This window comes from Weissella koreensis KCTC 3621 (assembly GCF_000277645.1).
The window spans coordinates 94752-114602 of the sequence record NZ_AKGG01000004.1 but is presented as its reverse complement, the minus strand read 5'-3'; the positions used below and the strand labels follow the sequence as shown (position 1 = coordinate 114602).

Here is a 19851-nt window from a genome sequence, read left to right as displayed (position 1 = left end):
CTTGGATTGCTTTATCCAAGTTTTTTTATTTATATTTTTTTGAATTATTTTGGACCCACTTAAAAAAGCCTTGTATGAATCTATTATTAGCCTAGTTCTTCTTTTCCATGGCGTGCCCACCGAATCCATTACGCAAAGCTGATACTACTTTTCCAGTAAATGTGTCTGCTTGTAATGAACGGTTACGCATCATCAATGAAATTGCGATTACTGGGGCTGGCACTTGGTTATCCAAAGCTTCTTCAACAGTCCACTTTCCTTCTCCAGTTGCTACCACTCGTCCTGTAATATCATCCAACTTAGGATCCTTGCTGAATTGTTCTTCAGCCAATTCCATCAACCATGAACGAACAACTGATCCGTGGTTCCACAAATGTGCTACCTTTTCCAAATCATAGTCAAATGGTGAAGCTTCCAAAATTTCGAATCCTTCTCCAATTGCTTGCATCATTCCATATTCAATTCCGTTGTGGACCATCTTCAAGTAATGTCCTGATCCCAAACGTCCTGTGTAAAGGTATCCGCCTTCTTGTGCAATTCCTTCAAACAATGGTTCCAAAATCTTCCATGCTTCTGCGTCATCTCCACCGATCATGAAGTTTCCACCGTTACGGGCTCCATCCATTCCACCTGAAGTTCCAGCATCGAATAACTTGATTCCTGCTGCTGTTGTACGCTTATTTTGCTCTAAGTTATCCTTGTAATTTGAGTTTCCACCATCAATGATGATATCTCCAGCATCCATCTTTGAAATTAATTCATCGATAGTTGAGTTAGTTGGTGCTCCGGCTGGAACCATAACCCATACAACCTTTGGTGATGGCAATTGCGCCAACATATCCTCGATTGAATCTGCACTAGAGATCTTATCTGAGTAGTCAGTTGCTTTTTTAACAAAGTCTTTGTTTAAGTCAAATGCGACAATTTCATTACCATTGTCTACTGCATTTTCTGACAAACCAAGACCCATTTTACCAAGACCGATCATTCCTAATTTCATCATTAATTACCTCTTGTCTAATATATTAGTATTCCAATTATCATTATAAAGATTATTTTAGATTTATGCAAGCGTTTTCAATATGTGCCCCCTAATTTTATCTCATTTTCATACTTTTTTGTTTCTCCTCTGCCTCAAATAGACCGTTCAAATAAGTCGCTCCTAAGGCACGATCGTACAAACCATAACCAGGTCGACCTTCTTCATTCCAAATCATACGGCCGTGGTCCGGACGGACATAACCATCCCAACCATTTTCAACCAAAACATGAACTACACCATATATATCAATTGATCCATCCGACGTTAAATGAGATGTCTCATGAAAATCGTGCTTCTGTAAATCCATAAACTTAATATTACGTAAATGAACAAACGGAATTCGATCAAGTTTACTTAATTTTTTAGTGATACTGACAACATCATTTTGTGAATTTGATCCTAAAGATCCAGTACATAAAGTAATACCATTAGCGGGGCTATCAACAGCATTAACAATTTTCAATAAATCTTCTTCAGTACTAACTACCTTAGGTAACCCAAAAAGAGGATAAGAGGGATCGTCCGGATGTAATGCCATTTTAATTCCCACTTCTTCGCACACCGGAATAATTGACTTTAAAAAATATACTAAATTATCAAATAATTGTTCATTATTAATTTGCTCATATTTTTTAAATAAGTCCTCAATATCGGCCAATCTGTCCTTTTCCCAACCAGGTAAAGAATATCCATTCGAATCATGTTCCATGTCTTCAATTAATTTTTCAGCCGAGATAGGAACTTCATTCTTAAAATATGCCAATGAATTTGATCCATCAGGTAATGCATAAGATAAATCTGTCCTTAACCAATCAAAAATGGGCATGAAATTATAACAAATGACCTTTACTCCATATTTACTTAAATTACGAATCGTTGTTTTATAATTTTCAATATGTTTGTCTCGTAAGGGCCCACCATTCTTAATATCATCCGAAATATTAACTGATTCAATGACCTCAGCGGTTAAATTGGATTTATTAATTTCATCAATCATAGCTTTGATATCTCGCTCTAACCATACTTCTCCGACCGGAACATCAAATAAAGCAGGAACAACTCCTGATACCCCTGGAATTTGTTTAATTTGTTCTAAAGAAATACTGTCATTCTTCGTACCAAACCACCGAAATGTCATTTTCATTTTTATCTCCCCCAAAAAAATTAAATTAATTATTACTTAAATCACTATCTAACTACAAAATAAAAAGCGGTATTTTATGATACCGCTTTTCAAGAATTTATCGCTCAATTGCAAATGCATGTAAAGTTTGACGAACAGCTCCTGGTCCAGATAATAATTGCATGAATCTATGCAATATTTTTTCTGATAATACTGTCGTTGTTAAATCAACACCAAATATTTCTTTATTAGCTAAAATTGGCCAAACTTTATTCTTTACTATATCAATATCTTTTTCGCCTAATTCAATTCCATTTAAACTATTTTGTAAATTTTCTAACAATGGATCTGAGCTAAGTTCTAATTCTTTACCATCATCATCAACTGCTAGTAAATACCTAAACCATCCAGCGATAATTAGTGGAATTGCTTCTAATGTATCAACTGATAATTCATTTGATGATAAATAATTTTTTATTGTTACACCATATCTAATACCAACTTTTTGTGATGTATCTGTTGCAATTCTCTGTGGTGTATCTGGAATATTTGGATTTGGTAACCGCTTTTGAATTAATTGATCTAAGAATTCTTTTGGATTTATTACTTTAGGATCAATTACAACCGGTAAATCTTCATCATAACCTAAAGTTGTTATTAATTTCTTTAAATCATTATCCTTTAATTCAAGCGAAATTGATGATATTCGTAATAACGTTCCATAAATTGCTAACCCAGTATGAAGAGGATTCAACAAAGCTGTAACTTTCATTTGGTCTACATTATTTACTGTTTCACGATTTGTTAAAATGACTCCAGCTTTACTTAAATCTGGTCTACCATTTGGAAAATCGTCCTCAATGACCAAATAATGTGTCTCCTCTGTATTACCAAACGGAGCAATATTAGTATGTTTTTTTGTATGAACAATTTCCGTGTCCTCAAAACCTTCATCATGAAGTAACTTTGCTACTTTTTCACTAGGATTGGGGGTGATTCGATCAATCATTGACCATGGAAAAGATATTTTTTTTGAATTGAATAAATAATCTAAGAAAGTTTGACCAACAAAGCCATTATCTACCCACCCTTGTGCAATCACTCGCACTGCATCTTCCAATTTTTTACCATTTTCTGAAAAATTATCAGTTGAAACTAGTGCTAAGGGTTTTGAACCAGCTTGAAAGCGTTGATATAAAAGATAAGTCAAGGCTCCCATATTAGTAGTAGCATAATCTGGACCACCAGAAATATCTTTTAAGGTAGAAGGTAATAAATTACCATTCATATCCTTAATAGCATAGCCTTTTTCAGTAATAGAAAACGTTATTAATTGTAATTCTGGTTGCTCAAAGTATTTTATTAATTTATTCCATCCAACCAAGTTATCACGATTAAAAAATATACTATCTGCAACACTGGCAACCAATTCTTGATCAAACGATCCATCACTATTCATCGTGACACTCAAAAACATATTTTTATAAGGATGATATACATCATTAATAACTGCATCATCATACATTTCTGCCACAACAATCCCGCTTTTCATAATACCTTGATTGATTAACGATTGACCAATCAGAGCATGAAAACTTCGGAAAAGATTTCCACCACCAAAATGAATCCATACAGGAACATTTTCTTCCGTATTTTCAATTTTTGATTTATCAAATTTAGGAACTTTAATTCCTAAATCTTCAAAATCTTTTGAATTTTTCTGATAATCATCTAATAAACTTCTCATCACTAAACATCTATCCTTTCAAATTAAATTGGTTATTCAATTTATCATATTCACCCACAACATATTAATAATGTATATTCTTCAATCTAATGTAGGCTATAATAGTTCGAACTTTTTTGTAAGCGCTTTCTCTTACTTAATACAATATAGCACATCTGTCGTTAAATTGATATATTAATATTCTAAAAATAAAAGCACTCTTAGCTAAAAGAATGCTTTTTCATATACTTTAATTTTCATTCAAAATATTCTGGATAATTTTTAATAACATCATCCTGTTCTTGCAACATTAATCCATCATGTTGACCAACTAGTCTTTTTATTTCTGTATCATTTCCAGCTTCTAATGCATCTACAATAGATTCATGATCATGGTCCAAAGTACCCCATGACAAACCTGCTACTTTCAATCTAATCCAACGATACCTATTTAATTGATGTGAAATATTTTGTACAGTTTCCCAAGCTAATAATTTATCAGCCATTTGATAAAAATATTTATGAAATGCTTCATCTTCTTTAAAAAATAAATCATATTCTTTATTCGCCAAAAATATTTGTTCTCGTTTAATAATTTCTCGTAACTGCTCAATGTCATAAGCCGTAACAACATTAATTGTTGAAGAAAATAACCGCATCTCCAAAGTTTGTCGAATATAAAGAGCATTCTCAGCACTTTCCATATTAATTTTTGAAACAAACGTTCCTGACTGAGGTATAGAATACATTAATCCGTCATTACGTAGCTTAAGAATGGCTTCACGAACAGGTGTTCTACTCATTTTAAGCTCTTCTATTATTTTTTTCTCTACGATTTTTTCACCAGGTAACAGTTCCAAAGTCATAATTTTATGCATGATACTTCGATAAGCATCAAATTGTAAATTAGAAACATTTATCATTACATAATTCTCCACATTGAAATTTATTTTTTATTATTTGATCTATGACTTTTACTATACAGATATCTAATCTGGTTATTCTTATAATCTGTATCTATTATATCAATTTTTTAACTTTATTATTATAGATTTCAATGATATTCAATAAACGCAAAGGTCATTATTATAGGTAAAGGATTTTATGTTCTGTTTGACAGCGCTTACAAAAAAGTACTATAATCTAGATGTAAAATACTAATATATTAATAATATAAATTATTGAGGGAGCTAATAAATATGCACACTTACATTGGGGTAGATATTGGAACTACAAGTACAAAAACATTGTTATATGACGATAATGTCAATATTATGGCTTCAACAACAGACTTTTATCCTCTATTAAATAATTTGCCTGATATGGCTGAAGAACGTCCAGATGAAATATTTAATGCCGTTTTGTCCGGTATTAAAACAGTATTAAATGAAGGTAAAGTTGATTCTAAAGGAGTTGCAGCTGTTTCATTTTCAGTTCAACAACATTCCTTAATGGCTGTAGATGGTGACGGAAATCCACTAACAAATTTATTAACTTGGGCCGATAACCGTTCTGAAAAAATCGTTTCAAATCTTAAAAGAGACAATCCTGCCCTTGCTAAAGAATTGTATACACGCACCGGAGTTCCAACTCACCCAATGGCTCCTATCTTCAAGTTAAAGTGGCTAAAGGAAGCTTCTCCTGAAATTTTTAAAGCGGCTAAATATTGGGTGGGAATTAAAGAATATATACTTTTTAGACTTTTCGGCGAATGGATTTCAGACTACTCTGTTTCCTCTTCCACTGGTTTTCTAAATCTAAAGAATTTAGATTGGGATCCTATTGCTTTGAACTGGGTAGGAATTACCAAAGAACAGTTACCTAGGCTAACCAGCTCAACTGACTCCATTACGGGATTAAAGCCCGAATTTGCATCTGAATTAGGCCTTGATTCACAAACACCATTTGTTTTAGGTGCCTCCGATGGTGCTCTTTCAAATGTAGGTGTGGGTGCCATTACAGATGATACATTGGCTGTTTCTATTGGAACATCTGCTGCTATACGTTCGATTGTTGATCATCCATTAATTGACGAAAAAGGTCGAGTATATTGTTATCAGCTCATTCCAAATAAAAAATGGATTATTGGAGGCCCAATTAATAATGGTGGGGTTATTTTTCGATGGCTACGTGACAGAATATTTGATGATTTAAAGGAAAAGAATTTAGATATTGATTTATATGATTACCTAACAGGTTTGGCCGGTGACGTGCCTGCAGGTGCTAATGGTTTGATCTTCTTACCATATTTGGAAGGAGAGCGAGCCCCTATCTGGGATGCCAACGCACGAGGTTCATTCTTCGGACTAAACGAATCTCATTCTCGAAAAGAAATGACTCGTGCAGTTCTAGAGGGTATCATATATAACATTTATTCAGTCATGCTTTCAATGCGTGAGGTTACAGGAAACATCGATAATATTATGGCAACTGGTGGATTTGCTAGGTCAGAGCTCTGGTGTCAAATGATGGCTGACATTTTTGAAGCAAATGTCAAAGTCCCTGAAGCATTTGAATCTGGAACACTAGCAGCCGTAATCTTAGCTAAAATTTCTTTAGGCGAAGCTGAAGACCTTTCTGAAGTTAAGAAGCATATTGGTGCCGTTAAAACTTACGCTCCAAACCCAGATAGTTTCCCTCGTTACCGTGAATTGATGGATATATTTATCAGTGTCACACGAAATCTTTCTGATGATTTCCAATCGATTTCAGACTATCAACGTAAATATCAAAACTTATAAATATAAAGGATAATTAACATGACAAAATATAATATTGCAATCGTAAACTCTAACTCTTTTGGTCAAGTCTACACACAACACATTGAACGATTAGAAAAAATTGGAACTGTAAAACGATTTATGGTAGACCAACAAATTCCTGGTAAAGAATTGGCTGAACTTTTAAACGGATTTAATATTATTATTGCTTCTGTAACACCTAATTTCACTCGTGAATTTTTTGAAAATAAAGATGAACTTCTATTACTTTCTCGTCATGGAATTGGATATAACAATGTTGACGTATCAGCGGCTAGAAAACATAAAACTTTGGTAACCTTGGTTTCACCATTAGTCGAACGTGATGCTGTGGCCGAAAATGCCTTCACTAATCTACTCGCTGTAACGCGTAAAACTGTCCCAGCTTATAATAATGTTGTAGCTGGTGAATGGAGTAATAGAGCTGCCTTCCAAGGTACCAATTTAACCGGTAAAACTTTTGGTGTCATTGGCGTTGGTAACATTGGATCTAGAGTAGCTGAATTATTTCAAGGCGCTTTCCACGGACGTGTATTAGTTACTGACCCCGAACCACATTGTCCAGACAATTGGTTTGCTGATAATCCTAAAATTGAACGTGTTAGTTTAGAGACATTGTTAAAAGAATCAGATTTTATTTCATTAAATGCATCATTAAATGATACCTCTATCGAAATTATTAACGAAAATAGTTTGAAATTAGTTAAAGATGGCGTTTATATTACTAATGCAGCCCGTGGTGCATTAATTAATGAAGATGCAATGTTAAATGCAATAAAGAATGGGACAGTAGCTGGTTATGGAACAGATACAATGATTGATGAACCTGTTAAATCGGATCATCCTTTCTTGAAAAATGATCGTATTATTGTGACACCACATACCTCTGCATATACAAACGATTGCTTATTTGCAATGGGAGAAAAATGCGTTGGTGATGTAGAGAATTTTATTAATCACAAGCCATTAATTCGTGAAATAACATTAACAGACGAACTTCAAAAAAATTAACTTATATTTTATATAAATAAAACGACCTATTTAGAAATAAAATCTAAATAAGTCGTTTTTTCATATTTGATCATGCTGAACTAAAAATTGATTCAATTCTAGCATTGTAGGATATCCATCATTATCGCCATAAGATTGAACGGCCATTGCACCGATCGCATTCCCGCGCACAATTGCCGATTCGATACTTAATCCTTCTAATAAACCTGAAATTAAGCCAACTGCAAATCCATCACCTGCACCAACTGTATCTAATATTTTATCAACTTTAAAACCAGGTATAGTCATTTTGTGTCCATATTTATCCTTTAAAAACGCCCCATTTACACCTAATTTTATTACTACAATTTCTGTTATATCTGAATTGTTTAAGTAAAAATCAGCTATGTCATTAGGCTCTCTATTCCCTGTTAAAATTTTCCCTTCATCAAGCCCCGGTAATACAATTTTAGCCATATGCGCAAAATAGTTAACGGTTTTAATCATTTCACTTGTACTTTCCCACAAGTTTGGTCTTAAATTTGTATCAAATACAGTTTTAATATCAGGAACATTTTTATATTTTTCTATTAACCATTTTGAAGATTTTCTCGTTTGCTCTGAAAGAGCTAAAAACACTCCTGTAAAGTAAATAACCTCGGGTTGATCCAATAATAATGTTGCTGTTTTTTCAATATTCAGATGACTCGCAGCAGAATTTTTACGGAGACTAGCAGTATCAGGATCACCATGAAGGACCCTCTGTTTCATCATAATACCGGTTTGATATAACCTATTAATACTAATATTTTTTATATCTATATTACTTTTTTTCAACTCATACTGAATAAATTCACCAATTGGATCATCACCAAGTTGCGTGATAAATTCGATTGAATGTTCTAATCGTGATAATCCAATGGTCACGTTGACCTCAGCTCCAGCTAAATATTTATCGAAATGCTTAGCTTTCCAAAGGGGTTCGTCTATGTCACTAGAAGCAAATACAGCCATAGCTTCACCCAATGTTAAAACTTCACTCATATTATAGAGTTCCTTCCAATCCATAATTTTATCGTTAATATAGATTTAATTTAATTAGCTTATCCTACGTAAAATAAATATCCGGATAATCCTAATGCGCAAACCCCCACAAATAATTTCAACATACGATCTGGAAAATACAACATAATTTTTGGTCCCAAATATCCTCCTATAAACATACCAACTCCCATGACAATTATTGTACTCCAATGTACTGAAACATTTGCTTGATAGATAATAAAAGACAAAAGATTAGTCATCATTGTTGTAAAATTTTTAATTGCATTAATTTCGACAAAGCTAGCTGGAATTAATAATAATAAAACTGAAACAAGCATTAAACCCGCACCTGATCCAAAATATCCAATATAAACACCAACTAATAAACTAGCCCCCAATATTACTAGATACCTTTTCTTGCTAATTTTTTTAATATTACTAGTTATATTTGATAATTTACCTGAAAAAAACAATAAAACAGCTGACAATAAAACAAAATATGGTACTAAATGCTCAAAATTATCTTTAGGTAAAGATATAAGTAAATAGCTTCCTAATGTCCCCCCCAATAAAGCTGATATAACAATTCCAATAGTAATTTTAATATTTTTTTTAATTAAGTTATATGATGATGTCACAGAACCTAATCCTGATAAAACTAACGATCCAGTACTCAAAACATTCGCCATTACTGGTGAATAGCCCAGTGCCATTAATACCGGATATGATACTATCGATGCCATACCGGCAACTGATGCAAATATTCCCGAAAATATTCCCGCTATTATAAGTATTAAATAAAACATATTCCACCCCTACATATAATTAATTCTTTAAATCTATCGATCTGTTATATACTAATATACTTATTTAATTTTACACCTATTTCTATTAGATATTTTTAAATATTTATAATTTTAACAAAACAAAAAAGGTCATTGCTTTATAAAAGCAATGACCTTTTTAAATTTACTTATCAGCCACGACAACCAATGATTTAATAGCTTTTCGTTCATCCATTGCAGCGTAAGCAGCTTGAATATCATCCAAGGCGAAACTTTGCGTAAATACCTTACCTGGATTAATTTCACCATTCAAAACAGCATCTAACAAAGTAGCTTTATCATATGTTGTAACTGCGGCAATTCCACCACGTAGGCCGATATTACGTCTGAATAATTGATTGGTATTCATTTCAGCCTTTTGTGGAATTCCAACACGGCCGACAATAGCTCCTGGGCGGCCAACTTGTAAGGCGGTTTCCACTGATTGTTCATTTCCAACGCATTCAAGTACTGCATCAACTCCACCATCAGTTAATTCAAGCACCTTAGCAACTGCTTCATCACCACGTTCAGCTACGATATCAGTCGCTCCAAATTCAAGAGCTAATTTTTGACGATCTTCATGCCGGCTCATAGCAATAATCCGTGTTGCTCCACGTAACTTAGCCGCGATAACTCCACACAAACCAACCGCACCATCACCCATGACTACTACGGTATCACCTGACTTAACCTCAGCCGTTGCTGCCGCATGATAACCAGTTGCCATCACATCAGATAAAGTTAGCAATGAATTTAACATTTCCTCAGAATAGTCACTAGGTTGTCCTGGAATCTTAACCAGACCCCAATTTGCATTATCATAACGTAAATATTCAGCTTGATAACCAACTGAGTGGCTATCACGATTCAAACAATCACCATCAAATCCAGCCAAACAAGCTGCGCAGTTTCCACATCCATGTGTAAACGGAACTACAACAAAATCCCCTGGCTTAATTGTATCAACTGCTGACCCAACTGTTTCAACAACTCCAATTGCTTCATGACCAACCGCTGAACCTGATTCGTGTTCTGAAATACCACGATACCACCATAAATCAGATCCACACACGCACGCACGAACTACACGAATAATTGCATCAGTTTCTTTTTCTATAACCGGCTTGTCTAAGTTTTGTACTTCAACTTTTCCAGGTTTAATAAATACAGTTGCTTTCATAAAATATATTCTCTCAATCTTATTGACTGGATACTTTAGTAGTATCCTATAACACTTGAATTATTATGATAATCTTATCATTGGAGCTTAATTTTAATCAAGTTATTTAATATGTTTTTTAATTTTTTGAAATTAACTTTATCAGCTAATTTTTAAAGTTAAATGATATTGAATCATCTAAAACTAAACTCATCTATTAAAGATATTTACTAGCCTCTCTGATACTTAGTGGTGCCAGTTTTGAATGATATTTTTCTATGAAATAGCGAACCCAGTCAGGATTACTTTTAGAATAATCTCTCAACGCCCAACCGATTGCTTTATTAATAAAAAACTCACTACTACCCAAATTATTTAATAAAATAGTCTCTAATAGTTCAATATTAGTTTCATTTTTACGTAATAATTGGTGATCAATGGCAACTCGTCTAATCCAAAAATCATCATCCTGAGACCACTGTAACATGACCTGATTTAACCGCGAATCTAATAATCCCAAATCACTCATAATGCGATTAAATCCATCGATTGAATCCCACCATTGTTTAGTTCTAAGAAAATATTCAATTTTTATTACATCATCAAATGTAATTAATTTTTGCATAGCCGTTAAATAATCAATTACAACATATTGATATTCGCGCTGAGGTTGATCCCAAAGTTTTTTAAGAAGTGTCCAATCGATTATATTTAGTTTTTTCTCCGCTTTTAATAAGTCTCGCAAGGCAAGCTTTCGTTTTGGTGATGAAATACCCAAAAATTCAAATTGATTTCGTAAATACCTTTTTTGTTTTGCTGCATTTTCTTCATTAGATAATTCATTTAAAATTATCGTAATATCTTTTATTTGCATTTTTTATCCCCGTATTATCATCATTTTTAATTAATTATCTCTGCTTAGTTGGTTTGTAAAAATTTCCAAAAAAGTTCCACTGCTTTTGGATACTTTACATTATAATTTCGCATGAATAACATTTGACTATTTTCACTGAGATCAATTGGGCGTTTTATAATCGACCCATCACTAGGTAGGTCAACACTTTTATCCATAACAATCGCGATACCAATTCCCTTTTCAATCATATTCAAAATGATTTTAAGTTGTCGACCGTCGTAACTAACTCGTGGTTCAAATCCTGCTTTTTTTGTCAAATTAATTACATGATCATAAAGCATGGTCTCCCGGCCCAATAATAAAAAGTTTTCTTGTGATAAATCAGCTAATGCAATCGTTTTTTGATGTGCTAAAGGATGATCCTTGGGTAGTAAACAAACAAAGCAATCCTCCTCAGTTATGACACTATCATATTTATTTTTTAAAATTCCAAAGTCACGCGCAAAAACAACACCAGTCCCACCATTTTTTAAGGTATCTAAAACGTGATCTCCTTCAACCTCGGTTAAATCTAACTTTATTTCCGGATACTGCATATGAAAATTAATAATTAATTCCAATCCTCGATAATTTGCGACAGACGGAACCGTCACGATTCTTAATAGTTGATCTACATATTGTTTATTTTGTTGAATTTTTTGTTGCATATTTTGAAATTCAGATACAATTTTAGGGGCCATTTGCGTCACAATTTCTCCAGCTGAAGTTAACTTAATTTGTCGATGACTTCGGTCGACTAAACTAGTTCCCAATTCCTTTTCCAAAGTTATAATCTGCTTTGAAATATTCCCTTGTGTTGTAAAAAGTTGTGCTGCAGTTTCTGAATAATTCATTGTTTTTGAGAGATTCAAAAAAATCTCTAATTTTTTAATGTCCATTAAAACTCCTTTAATATATTCCTATTTGGAATATTATACCATTGTTTGTGAATTGCTGGTGATCTCTATAACCTCTAGAATATAAATATTGAGGAGGTGTCTTATGCCAACAGGAATTATTGTAAATGGAGCCGCTATTTTTATTGGCGGTTTAATTGGGGGACTAGCTGGTCACCTACTTTCAGAAAAATTTAAAGAAGAAATTAATTTGATTTTTGGAATTTCATCAATGGTAATGGGAATTATTGCCATTGCTCCGGCCAAAAACATGGCCGCCGTTATTTTTTCTATCATTATTGGAACCGCACTTGGTTTGATTCTTCACTTCGGAAGTTGGATTAATCGTGGTGCAGGATTGATGCAACGTGGAATTGCTAAAATTGCTCCTGTTAAATCGGGAATGCCTGAAGAAGAATTCATGTCAACTTTAATCACTGTCATTGTTTTATTCACTGCTTCTGGAACGGGAATTTACGGATCATTAGTTAATGGAATGACTGGTGATTCCACAATTTTAATTTCAAAGTCGATCTTAGATTTCTTCACTGCTATTATTTTTGCCGCCAACTTAGGTTACGTTGTATCCTTTATTGTGGTACCGCAATTTATTATTCTTTACATCCTATTTTTACTAGCTGGGATGATATACCCATTAACCAACCCCGCCATGATTGCTGACTTCAAAGCAGTTGGCGGAGCGCTGATGCTGGCAACTGGATTTAGAATTACGAAGATTAAAATTTTTCCAACTGCTGATATGATTCCGTCCATGATATTAGCAATGCCCTTTAGCTGGGCTTGGATGAATTGGATTTTACCCATGTTAACAAATTAAAACATCAAAAAAGGAGTCCATTAAATTGGACTCCTTTTTTGTGTAATTCGATATTTTTAATGAAAATCATGTGTCACATTATTTTTTATTCATTAAAAAAACACCCACCAAAGTGAGTGCTTTAATAACGTAAATACTATCTATCATTCAGATTAATTTTAGATCATTTGATTACGAGGATCTAAAACTAATGATTCTGACAATAAAATTTCACTGTATATTTCATAAACATATTCAGAACTTACTAAATGCTGTTTAGCCAAATCATACAGATACTGACGTTCAACATTAAAGGCTTGCATCAAAGCTCGCCGCTGCTCGACGCTTTGCAAACCAGTCAAGACATCTTTATTAGATCCCACGGATTTCCACTGCTGGAAAAAAGAATTCATCGTATTCTTCTGAACTTGATCACGCAGATCATAGATCACACTGGCTTTAACTTCAGGGCTCAATTCCATTTCTTTTACCCTTTCAATCCCCACCTTAACCATTTCACGCCTTAATCGTAACAATTCAGTTGGTTTATTTTCTACTTCCAAATCACGGGGAAGAATCAGCTTAAATGCGATGGTTGGCACCAACATACTTAAGATAATCACAACCGTTTCTACAATCAAAATAAAATTAAAATTCGCTGATGAAATTTCATTAGCAATAGAAAAGGTCATCGCTAGGGTCACCGTGCCATGAACGCCACCCAAAGCAAATAGGATGGCCGTCCGACGCTTTTTATCGGTCACAAAGAATCGTGCATAAACGTAGCGACATAACAATAAAAGGAGATAAACAAGTACCCCCACTGCCAACCACTGCAACGAATTAGTCATTGCACTATAATGACTAAAGAAAATTCTTTCCAAACTAATTCCCAGGACAACAAAAACAAAGCTATTCAAAACTTCACCGGCAAAATTATTAACCTGGATACCAAGATGCATTTGCCTAGGTGATGAAAAACGACTACGATTTGCTTCACTATTATGCACTAATCCAGCGGTTACCACCGCAATAATTCCGGAGACACCTAGCTCCTCAGCAACAAAATAAATACAAAATGGTGTCAAAATGTAGATCAACGTTTGCGATGAAATTACGTTATTTGTAGATCGAAGAAAATATTGACGAAATGCGATTAATAGAATTGCTAGGACAGCACCAATAATCAAACCACCAACTAGCTCAATTAAAAACTCACGCATATTAGTCCAAAACGATAAATAACCAGTACTCAACCACAAAATAGCCGCCTGTAATAAAATAATACCTGTTGCATCGTTAAACAATGACTCCATTTTCAACGTTTTTCGCAATGATTGTGAAATTTCTCGGCCCGATACTACTGAATCAAACGCAGTGGCATCAGTGGGTGTACTAATGGCTACAATAATCAATGCAATCGAAATTAGTAAGCCAAACCATTGATTAATTGCTACCGTCACAATCACTGCTGAAATCACTGCCAAGATAACAGCTGTTCCCACAATATTTTTAACTTTTTTTCGAATAATTAATAACGGTGTCGCCTGACCTTCTAAAAATAATAACGGCGCTAAAACAAAAATCATGAAAATATCGTTATTAAAAGCTAAAACTAAATGATTGGTCATAGGTATTAACCCAACAATAATTCCCACAACAAGATTAATATATGTGCTAGAAATTTTAGGCACATAACGCGCAGCAATATTACTCAAAGCGACCGCTACAATAATGACAAAAGATGAAATCAAAAGTTCCAAAACAAACTACTCCTTGCTTGATTTATCAATTTAAAATCACTAAAGTTAGTCAGCTACAACAACCATTGATTTGATTGTTTTACGATTTTGCATGTCTTGATAAGCCTGATTGATATCATCCAAACGGTATGTTTCAGTAAAGACGCGACCAGGGTTAATATTCCCATCCAGAACAGCTTTAAGCAATAATTGCTTATCATAAGTTGTCACAGAGGCAGAACCTCCAGCCACTGAAATATTCTGAGCAAAAGTTGAACCTAAAGCATGATTATTGTAGTGTGGAACACCAACATAACCAATTCGACCACCATTATGAAGTACACCAAGCGCTTGATCAATAGCAGCTTCAGTTCCTACACATTCAAGCGCAGCGTCAGCGCCGCCCCCAAGAATCTCACGTACTTTAGCAATTCCTTCTGCTCCACGTTCAGCAACAACAGCAGTTGCACCTGATTGTAACGCCATCTTTTGACGATCTTCATGTCGACTCATAAGTACAATTTGTGAAGCCCCTCGCATTTTCGCTGCAATCACTGCACATTGACCAACTGCACCATCACCGATGACCACCACTTTATCACCTTTTTGGACATCAGCACAGCGTGCTGCATGGTACCCAGTTGGCATAACATCAGCTAGAGTAGTTAGTGATTTGATCATTCCTTCTGAATAATCTGATGGTTGTCCAGGAATCTTAATCAATGCCCAATTAGCATACTGGAAGCGAATGTATTCTGATTGGAAACCATTAGACCAGTTCGTTGCACCTTGATGGCGATCACATGTTCCATCAAAACCAGCAAGGCAAGCATCACATTCACCACAACCATGTGTGAATGGTGCAATTACAAAATCACCCGGTTGTACCGTTGTGATGGCTGAACCAACTTCTTCAACGATCCCAATAGCCTCATGACCATCATTAACAGAATGAGTTTGTTTATTGTCGCCATTTGCGTAAGCCCATAGATCAGATCCACAAACACAAGCACGCACGACTCTAATGATGACATCATCATTTGCTTGGATAGTTGGCTTATCAATATCTTGAACGGTAACTAACCCCGCCTTTTCAAAAATTGCTGCTTTCATAAATATTATACCTAGAACGGCCGAACAAATATAATTATACGGTGTTCAATTCCTTTCAAATTTTATGTGCATTTTTTCATTTATCCAAATTATACCAAAAAATTTTAAATTAAAAAGTAATTTAAACATGATATTTAATATAAAAAGTATCCTTATATCTAAGTTGCTTATTTTCTATTGATACCTAAACTATCACGTGAACCTAGGTTTTGATCATGTGCAAGTTTCATCACTAGATCAGCAATACTAATAACGGAAACATCATGTCCACCAAAGGGTTCACCCTTATGTGTTAATTGATAATCAGTATCGTTACCATTATCAAACCAACCAGGACGAATAATCGTATAATTCAAGTCAGACGCTTCAATTACATCAGCAGCATCCCGATAAGTTTGTAGAACTGGATTAGACGCTAAATTACCAGAAGGTTCAACTGATGCAGGAATTTCATTATAAATTCCCATAGAAGTAATGAACAATAATCTTTTCACATCGGCTTTATCCATTGCAGCCACTAATGATTGGGCCATGTTTTTCAAATCACCGCTTAAAGCAGCGAAAACGACATCCTGTCCTTCTAATGCTGACTTTAATGCCTCTGAATCATTTACACTGCCAGAAATCGCACGTTCCCGCTCAACATTCAAATTTCCTAAACGCTTTGTATTTCGAGCCATTAAGGTCAACTGGTCGTCCGTATTGTCTAACAAATAACGCCGTGTTGTGCCACCAACCGTACCACTAGCACCAATAATTAATATGTTTGTCATTATCAAAAATCTCCTAAATTATATATCCATACGCCACAGCAATGTAAATTTAACCTTTATTTGATTATTATTCTTATCTGTAATTGGTTATTTTGATGTCCGCGGCGCGATTAAATTAATAAAAAAATATATAAATACCATCACAAAGTCATCATGCTGATACTTAAATATCAATAAACTTAATAAATTTATTTTTAATTTATAGTAACTACACCTTTAAATCTTTACCATAATTTTAGTATACAACCTTGGAGTAACTCCAAGGCAAGCTTTTTAATTAAAAAACCAATAATCGCTATACTTCGATTACTGGTCCTCTTTACTTAGTACATACTTGCATCGATATGCATGATCATCCAATGACCGTCAATCATACTAAGATGTAATATTAATTGCAATGGCCACGTATTACGTGAGCCATGGATACTAGCATCAACCTGACTTTGACCAACTAAAATGGCTTGATTATCAGTTAACTCAGTTATCGTCACATGTTCTTCCGTTGACGAAAAATAATGCATTTGACCACTTTGAATTTCACTTAGCCATTTTTGCTTACTTTGTACCATTCCTGTCATATGAACTAAATGAAATTCATCATCTAGCAAAGAACCCAACTGCTCAATATCAGCGTCCACCATATATTTATTATGTTTGCGATACATCTCAATCGCATCTTGTTTTAAATCAATCATATTTTTACCTCTTTTTATTAATACCAATAACAATTTTTGCAAAATTTTCGATAGCGATTTTAATTTGCTACGTTATTATAGTCCTTTTATCTATAACTTTTCAGCTTTTGTTTTCCTAATATTACACATTATCTTATATTTTTAAATTTTTTAGACAAAAAAAGCACCCACCAAAGTGAGTGCTTTAATAATTCTAAAACGATAATAAATATTAACGCTTTGAGAATTGTGAAGCTTTACGGGCTTTCTTAAGTCCTGGCTTCTTACGTTCCTTCATACGTGAGTCACGAGTCAACAATCCTGCTGCCTTCAATGCTCCACGGAATTCGGGATCAACTTCTAACAATGCACGTGAGATACCATGACGAATGGCACCTGATTGACCTGAGAATCCACCACCGTTAACGTTAACCAAAACATCATAGTTTCCCAAAGTTTCAGTAGTGTTAAATGGTTGGATCATAACCTCACGCAAATTAGCGAAAGGAATGTACTCTTCGGCTGACTTACCGTTGATAGTAATTGCTCCAGTTCCAGGTACTAAACGTACACGGGCAACAGAGTTCTTACGACGACCAGTTCCGTAATATTGTACAGTAGACATAACTTATTTCTCCTCTCTGCTAGTTTAGATTAAGCTGTTGATATCCAACAATTCAGGCTTTTGTGCTTCGTGATTGTGATTTGCATCAGCAAAGACGTGAAGCTTCAAAGCTTGTTGGTGACCAAGAGTTCCCTTTGGCAACATTCCTTGAACTGAAAGTTCAATTAAGTGTTGTGGGTTCTTTTCACGTAAGTCACCAGCTTGACGTTCCTTCAATCCACCAGGGTGGTTTGAGTGGTGATAGTAAATCTTGTCAGTAGCTTTCTTACCAGTCAAAGCAATTTTTGACGCGTTGATAACAATAACGTTATCTCCGGTATCGATGTGTGGTGTGAAAGTAGGCTTGTTCTTACCACGTAAGATTGATGCAACGACCGTTGATAAACGACCCAAAGGTACGTCAGTAGCATCAACGATATACCACTTACGATCGATCTCACCTGGCTTTGCCATATAAGTTGTGCGCATGGAAATTTCCTCCAATAATTCTGTTTGTTTAACATTACCAATAATAAAAAGTCGTACCAGGACATTCCCAAATGTGGCATGGTAAACAATACCAACGACTATCTTACCCTTTTTTTAGCTAATCGTCAATGAATATATGTTAATTTTCCGCATTCTAGTTCGTTAAAAATCGTCTGAAAAGCCAATACTATCTTACCTTGTTTTGTTTTAAATCCAGACTTTAATTTATAAAAAAAGCCGCATGTCTTAAGATGTTAAACATCTTTGAACATACAGCCTTTATTAATTATGCCGTCGGTGGGAATCGAACCCACACTCTCTTGCGAGAACGGGATTTTGAGTCCCGCGCGTCTACCTATTCCGCCACAACGGCAATGACTACGTTAAAACGTAATCGAGATATATACTGAGAAATAAATCTCGAGGGCGGATGATGGGAATCGAACCCACGCATGTCGGTACCACAAACCGATGTGTTAACCACTTCACCACATCCGCCATTATATCAAGCAGGGATAGAGGGAATCGAACCCACACCAGCGGTTTTGGAGACCGTCGTACTACCGTTATACTATATCCCTATTTATTTCTTAATGGAACTTAACATCCCAAATGGCGCGGGAGGGAATCGAACCCCCGACACTACGAGCTTCAATCGTATGCTCTACCAACTGAGCTACCGAGCCATTAAAAACGGTCACAACGGGGTTCGAACCCGTGATCTCCTGCGTGACAGGCAGGCGTCCTAGCCAACTAGACCATGCGACCAATGGACGTTACAGGGATCGAACCTGTGACCCCCTGCTTGTAAGGCAGGTGCTCTCCCAGCTGAGCTAAACGTCCATTTTTTAAATTGTTACAACCGCAACAACAAAAATAAGTATACAAGATATTTTCGATATTGGCAACCCTTTTTGACAAAGTTTTTATATTTTCTTTTTTCACCATAAATATCACTGCTATAAAGTATACCACTTAACTATCATAAACATTGAATTTATTTTAAATCTAAAGTATAATGTTAGATTGTTGCTAGTAATTTTGGTAGTGTAGCCAAGCGGTAAGGCATCGGTCTGCAAAACCGTGATCGCCGGTTCGATTCCGGTCACTACCTTAATATACAAAAAGGTCTCAGAAATTGATCTAACTTAACGATAAAGTTAAATTAGTCATTCTCG

18 protein-coding genes and 7 tRNA genes are annotated in these 19851 nt (G+C 34.8%); 4 read left to right on the top strand and 21 right to left on the bottom strand.

What is annotated here, in order from left to right; genetic code table 11:
* Positions 1-91: 91 nt before the first annotated feature.
* The 4 genes from gnd to JC2156_RS00710 form a co-directional block, all read right to left on the bottom strand.
* Positions 92-1000, bottom strand: a complete 909-nt coding sequence (gnd, locus tag JC2156_RS00725) for a phosphogluconate dehydrogenase (NAD(+)-dependent, decarboxylating) (RefSeq protein WP_006844866.1) — start codon at positions 998-1000, stop codon at positions 92-94.
* Positions 1001-1097: 97 nt separating this feature from the next.
* Positions 1098-2186 (bottom strand): mannonate dehydratase, encoded by a 1089-nt coding sequence (gene uxuA / locus JC2156_RS00720; protein WP_006844923.1) that lies wholly within the window; start codon positions 2184-2186, stop codon positions 1098-1100.
* A gap of 97 nt (positions 2187-2283) precedes the next feature.
* The gene (locus JC2156_RS00715; protein ID WP_006844922.1) at positions 2284-3912 is read right to left on the bottom strand and encodes a mannitol dehydrogenase family protein; all 1629 of its coding nucleotides are present in this window, start codon (positions 3910-3912) and stop codon (positions 2284-2286) included.
* Positions 3913-4148: 236 nt separating this feature from the next.
* Positions 4149-4814, bottom strand: a complete 666-nt coding sequence (locus JC2156_RS00710; RefSeq protein ID WP_006844921.1) for a GntR family transcriptional regulator — start codon at positions 4812-4814, stop codon at positions 4149-4151.
* Between the two features lie 276 nt (positions 4815-5090).
* Here JC2156_RS00710 and JC2156_RS00705 point away from each other — a divergent pair, with 276 nt between their 5' ends.
* The gene (locus JC2156_RS00705) at positions 5091-6632 is read left to right on the top strand and encodes a gluconokinase (protein WP_006844920.1); all 1542 of its coding nucleotides are present in this window, start codon (positions 5091-5093) and stop codon (positions 6630-6632) included.
* 18 nt (positions 6633-6650) lie between these two features.
* Positions 6651-7661: a D-isomer specific 2-hydroxyacid dehydrogenase family protein gene (locus tag JC2156_RS00700; protein WP_006844919.1), complete on the top strand. Its 1011-nt coding sequence runs from the start codon at positions 6651-6653 to the stop codon at positions 7659-7661.
* Between the two features lie 60 nt (positions 7662-7721).
* Here JC2156_RS00700 and JC2156_RS00695 read toward each other — a convergent pair whose 3' ends face one another.
* The 5 genes from JC2156_RS00695 to JC2156_RS00675 all read right to left on the bottom strand — a co-directional run bounded on the left by JC2156_RS00695 (position 7722) and on the right by JC2156_RS00675 (position 12464).
* The gene (locus JC2156_RS00695) at positions 7722-8684 is read right to left on the bottom strand and encodes a sugar kinase (RefSeq protein ID WP_006844918.1); all 963 of its coding nucleotides are present in this window, start codon (positions 8682-8684) and stop codon (positions 7722-7724) included.
* Positions 8685-8743: 59 nt separating this feature from the next.
* Positions 8744-9490 carry a sulfite exporter TauE/SafE family protein gene (locus tag JC2156_RS00690; RefSeq protein ID WP_006844917.1) on the bottom strand — a complete coding sequence of 249 codons (747 nt, stop codon included), beginning with the start codon at positions 9488-9490 and terminating at the stop codon, positions 8744-8746.
* A 163-nt stretch (positions 9491-9653) separates the two neighbouring features.
* A complete protein-coding gene (locus JC2156_RS00685; protein ID WP_006844916.1) occupies positions 9654-10691 on the bottom strand; it encodes a zinc-dependent alcohol dehydrogenase family protein in 1038 nt (345 codons plus the stop codon).
* Positions 10692-10887: 196 nt separating this feature from the next.
* Positions 10888-11544: a DNA alkylation repair protein gene (locus tag JC2156_RS00680; RefSeq protein ID WP_006844915.1), complete on the bottom strand. Its 657-nt coding sequence runs from the start codon at positions 11542-11544 to the stop codon at positions 10888-10890.
* 44 nt (positions 11545-11588) lie between these two features.
* Positions 11589-12464 carry a LysR family transcriptional regulator gene (locus tag JC2156_RS00675; protein WP_006844914.1) on the bottom strand — a complete coding sequence of 292 codons (876 nt, stop codon included), beginning with the start codon at positions 12462-12464 and terminating at the stop codon, positions 11589-11591.
* Between the two features lie 103 nt (positions 12465-12567).
* Here JC2156_RS00675 and JC2156_RS00670 point away from each other — a divergent pair, with 103 nt between their 5' ends.
* Positions 12568-13299 (top strand): DUF554 domain-containing protein, encoded by a 732-nt coding sequence (locus JC2156_RS00670; protein WP_006844913.1) that lies wholly within the window; start codon positions 12568-12570, stop codon positions 13297-13299.
* A gap of 158 nt (positions 13300-13457) precedes the next feature.
* Here JC2156_RS00670 and JC2156_RS00665 read toward each other — a convergent pair whose 3' ends face one another.
* From JC2156_RS00665 to JC2156_RS00610, 12 genes are all read right to left on the bottom strand, one after another.
* On the bottom strand, positions 13458-15041 hold the full coding sequence (locus JC2156_RS00665; protein ID WP_006844912.1) for a cation:proton antiporter: 1584 nt from the start codon (positions 15039-15041) through the stop codon (positions 13458-13460).
* A 45-nt stretch (positions 15042-15086) separates the two neighbouring features.
* Positions 15087-16133 carry a zinc-binding dehydrogenase gene (locus JC2156_RS00660; protein ID WP_006844911.1) on the bottom strand — a complete coding sequence of 349 codons (1047 nt, stop codon included), beginning with the start codon at positions 16131-16133 and terminating at the stop codon, positions 15087-15089.
* Between the two features lie 167 nt (positions 16134-16300).
* Complete coding sequence (locus JC2156_RS00655; protein ID WP_006844910.1) at positions 16301-16906, bottom strand: NAD(P)H-binding protein; 606 nt, start codon at positions 16904-16906, stop codon at positions 16301-16303.
* A 323-nt stretch (positions 16907-17229) separates the two neighbouring features.
* Positions 17230-17601 (bottom strand): nuclear transport factor 2 family protein, encoded by a 372-nt coding sequence (locus tag JC2156_RS00650; protein WP_006844909.1) that lies wholly within the window; start codon positions 17599-17601, stop codon positions 17230-17232.
* 211 nt (positions 17602-17812) lie between these two features.
* Positions 17813-18205 carry a 30S ribosomal protein S9 gene (rpsI, locus tag JC2156_RS00645; RefSeq protein WP_006844908.1) on the bottom strand — a complete coding sequence of 131 codons (393 nt, stop codon included), beginning with the start codon at positions 18203-18205 and terminating at the stop codon, positions 17813-17815.
* A 24-nt stretch (positions 18206-18229) separates the two neighbouring features.
* Positions 18230-18673, bottom strand: coding sequence for a 50S ribosomal protein L13 (rplM, locus tag JC2156_RS00640; RefSeq protein WP_006844907.1), 444 nt, complete (start codon positions 18671-18673; stop codon positions 18230-18232).
* Between the two features lie 289 nt (positions 18674-18962).
* Positions 18963-19046: transfer RNA gene (locus tag JC2156_RS00635), tRNA-Leu, on the bottom strand.
* Between the two features lie 52 nt (positions 19047-19098).
* Positions 19099-19171 (bottom strand) — tRNA-His (locus JC2156_RS00630).
* Positions 19172-19183: 12 nt separating this feature from the next.
* A tRNA-Trp gene (locus tag JC2156_RS00625) sits at positions 19184-19254 on the bottom strand.
* A gap of 32 nt (positions 19255-19286) precedes the next feature.
* Positions 19287-19359: transfer RNA gene (locus tag JC2156_RS00620), tRNA-Phe, on the bottom strand.
* A gap of 8 nt (positions 19360-19367) precedes the next feature.
* Positions 19368-19441: transfer RNA gene (locus JC2156_RS00615), tRNA-Asp, on the bottom strand.
* A 2-nt stretch (positions 19442-19443) separates the two neighbouring features.
* Positions 19444-19516 (bottom strand) — tRNA-Val (locus JC2156_RS00610).
* Positions 19517-19716: 200 nt separating this feature from the next.
* Here JC2156_RS00610 and JC2156_RS00605 point away from each other — a divergent pair.
* Positions 19717-19787: transfer RNA gene (locus tag JC2156_RS00605), tRNA-Cys, on the top strand.
* Positions 19788-19851 lie beyond the last annotated feature (64 nt).

Bases quoted from the DNA above. Each gene is read 5' to 3' on its own strand.
- JC2156_RS00685 (WP_006844916.1), bottom strand. From the start codon at position 10,691: ATGAAAGCAACTGTATTTATTAAACCTGGAAAAGTTGAAGTACAAAAC.
- JC2156_RS00710 (WP_006844921.1), bottom strand. From the start codon at position 4,814: ATGATAAATGTTTCTAATTTACAATTTGATGCTTATCGAAGTATCATG.
- JC2156_RS00700 (WP_006844919.1), top strand. From the start codon at position 6,651: ATGACAAAATATAATATTGCAATCGTAAACTCTAACTCTTTTGGTCAA.
- rpsI (WP_006844908.1), bottom strand. From the start codon at position 18,205: ATGTCTACTGTACAATATTACGGAACTGGTCGTCGTAAGAACTCTGTT.
- gnd (WP_006844866.1), bottom strand. From the start codon at position 1,000: ATGAAATTAGGAATGATCGGTCTTGGTAAAATGGGTCTTGGTTTGTCA.
- JC2156_RS00695 (WP_006844918.1), bottom strand. From the start codon at position 8,684: ATGAGTGAAGTTTTAACATTGGGTGAAGCTATGGCTGTATTTGCTTCT.
- JC2156_RS00705 (WP_006844920.1), top strand. From the start codon at position 5,091: ATGCACACTTACATTGGGGTAGATATTGGAACTACAAGTACAAAAACA.
- JC2156_RS00655 (WP_006844910.1), bottom strand. From the start codon at position 16,906: ATGACAAACATATTAATTATTGGTGCTAGTGGTACGGTTGGTGGCACA.
- JC2156_RS00680 (WP_006844915.1), bottom strand. From the start codon at position 11,544: ATGCAAATAAAAGATATTACGATAATTTTAAATGAATTATCTAATGAA.
- uxuA (WP_006844923.1), bottom strand. From the start codon at position 2,186: ATGAAAATGACATTTCGGTGGTTTGGTACGAAGAATGACAGTATTTCT.
- JC2156_RS00715 (WP_006844922.1), bottom strand. From the start codon at position 3,912: ATGAGAAGTTTATTAGATGATTATCAGAAAAATTCAAAAGATTTTGAA.
- JC2156_RS00660 (WP_006844911.1), bottom strand. From the start codon at position 16,133: ATGAAAGCAGCAATTTTTGAAAAGGCGGGGTTAGTTACCGTTCAAGAT.
- JC2156_RS00675 (WP_006844914.1), bottom strand. From the start codon at position 12,464: ATGGACATTAAAAAATTAGAGATTTTTTTGAATCTCTCAAAAACAATG.
- JC2156_RS00690 (WP_006844917.1), bottom strand. From the start codon at position 9,490: ATGTTTTATTTAATACTTATAATAGCGGGAATATTTTCGGGAATATTT.
- JC2156_RS00650 (WP_006844909.1), bottom strand. From the start codon at position 17,601: ATGATTGATTTAAAACAAGATGCGATTGAGATGTATCGCAAACATAAT.
- rplM (WP_006844907.1), bottom strand. From the start codon at position 18,673: ATGCGCACAACTTATATGGCAAAGCCAGGTGAGATCGATCGTAAGTGG.
- JC2156_RS00670 (WP_006844913.1), top strand. From the start codon at position 12,568: ATGCCAACAGGAATTATTGTAAATGGAGCCGCTATTTTTATTGGCGGT.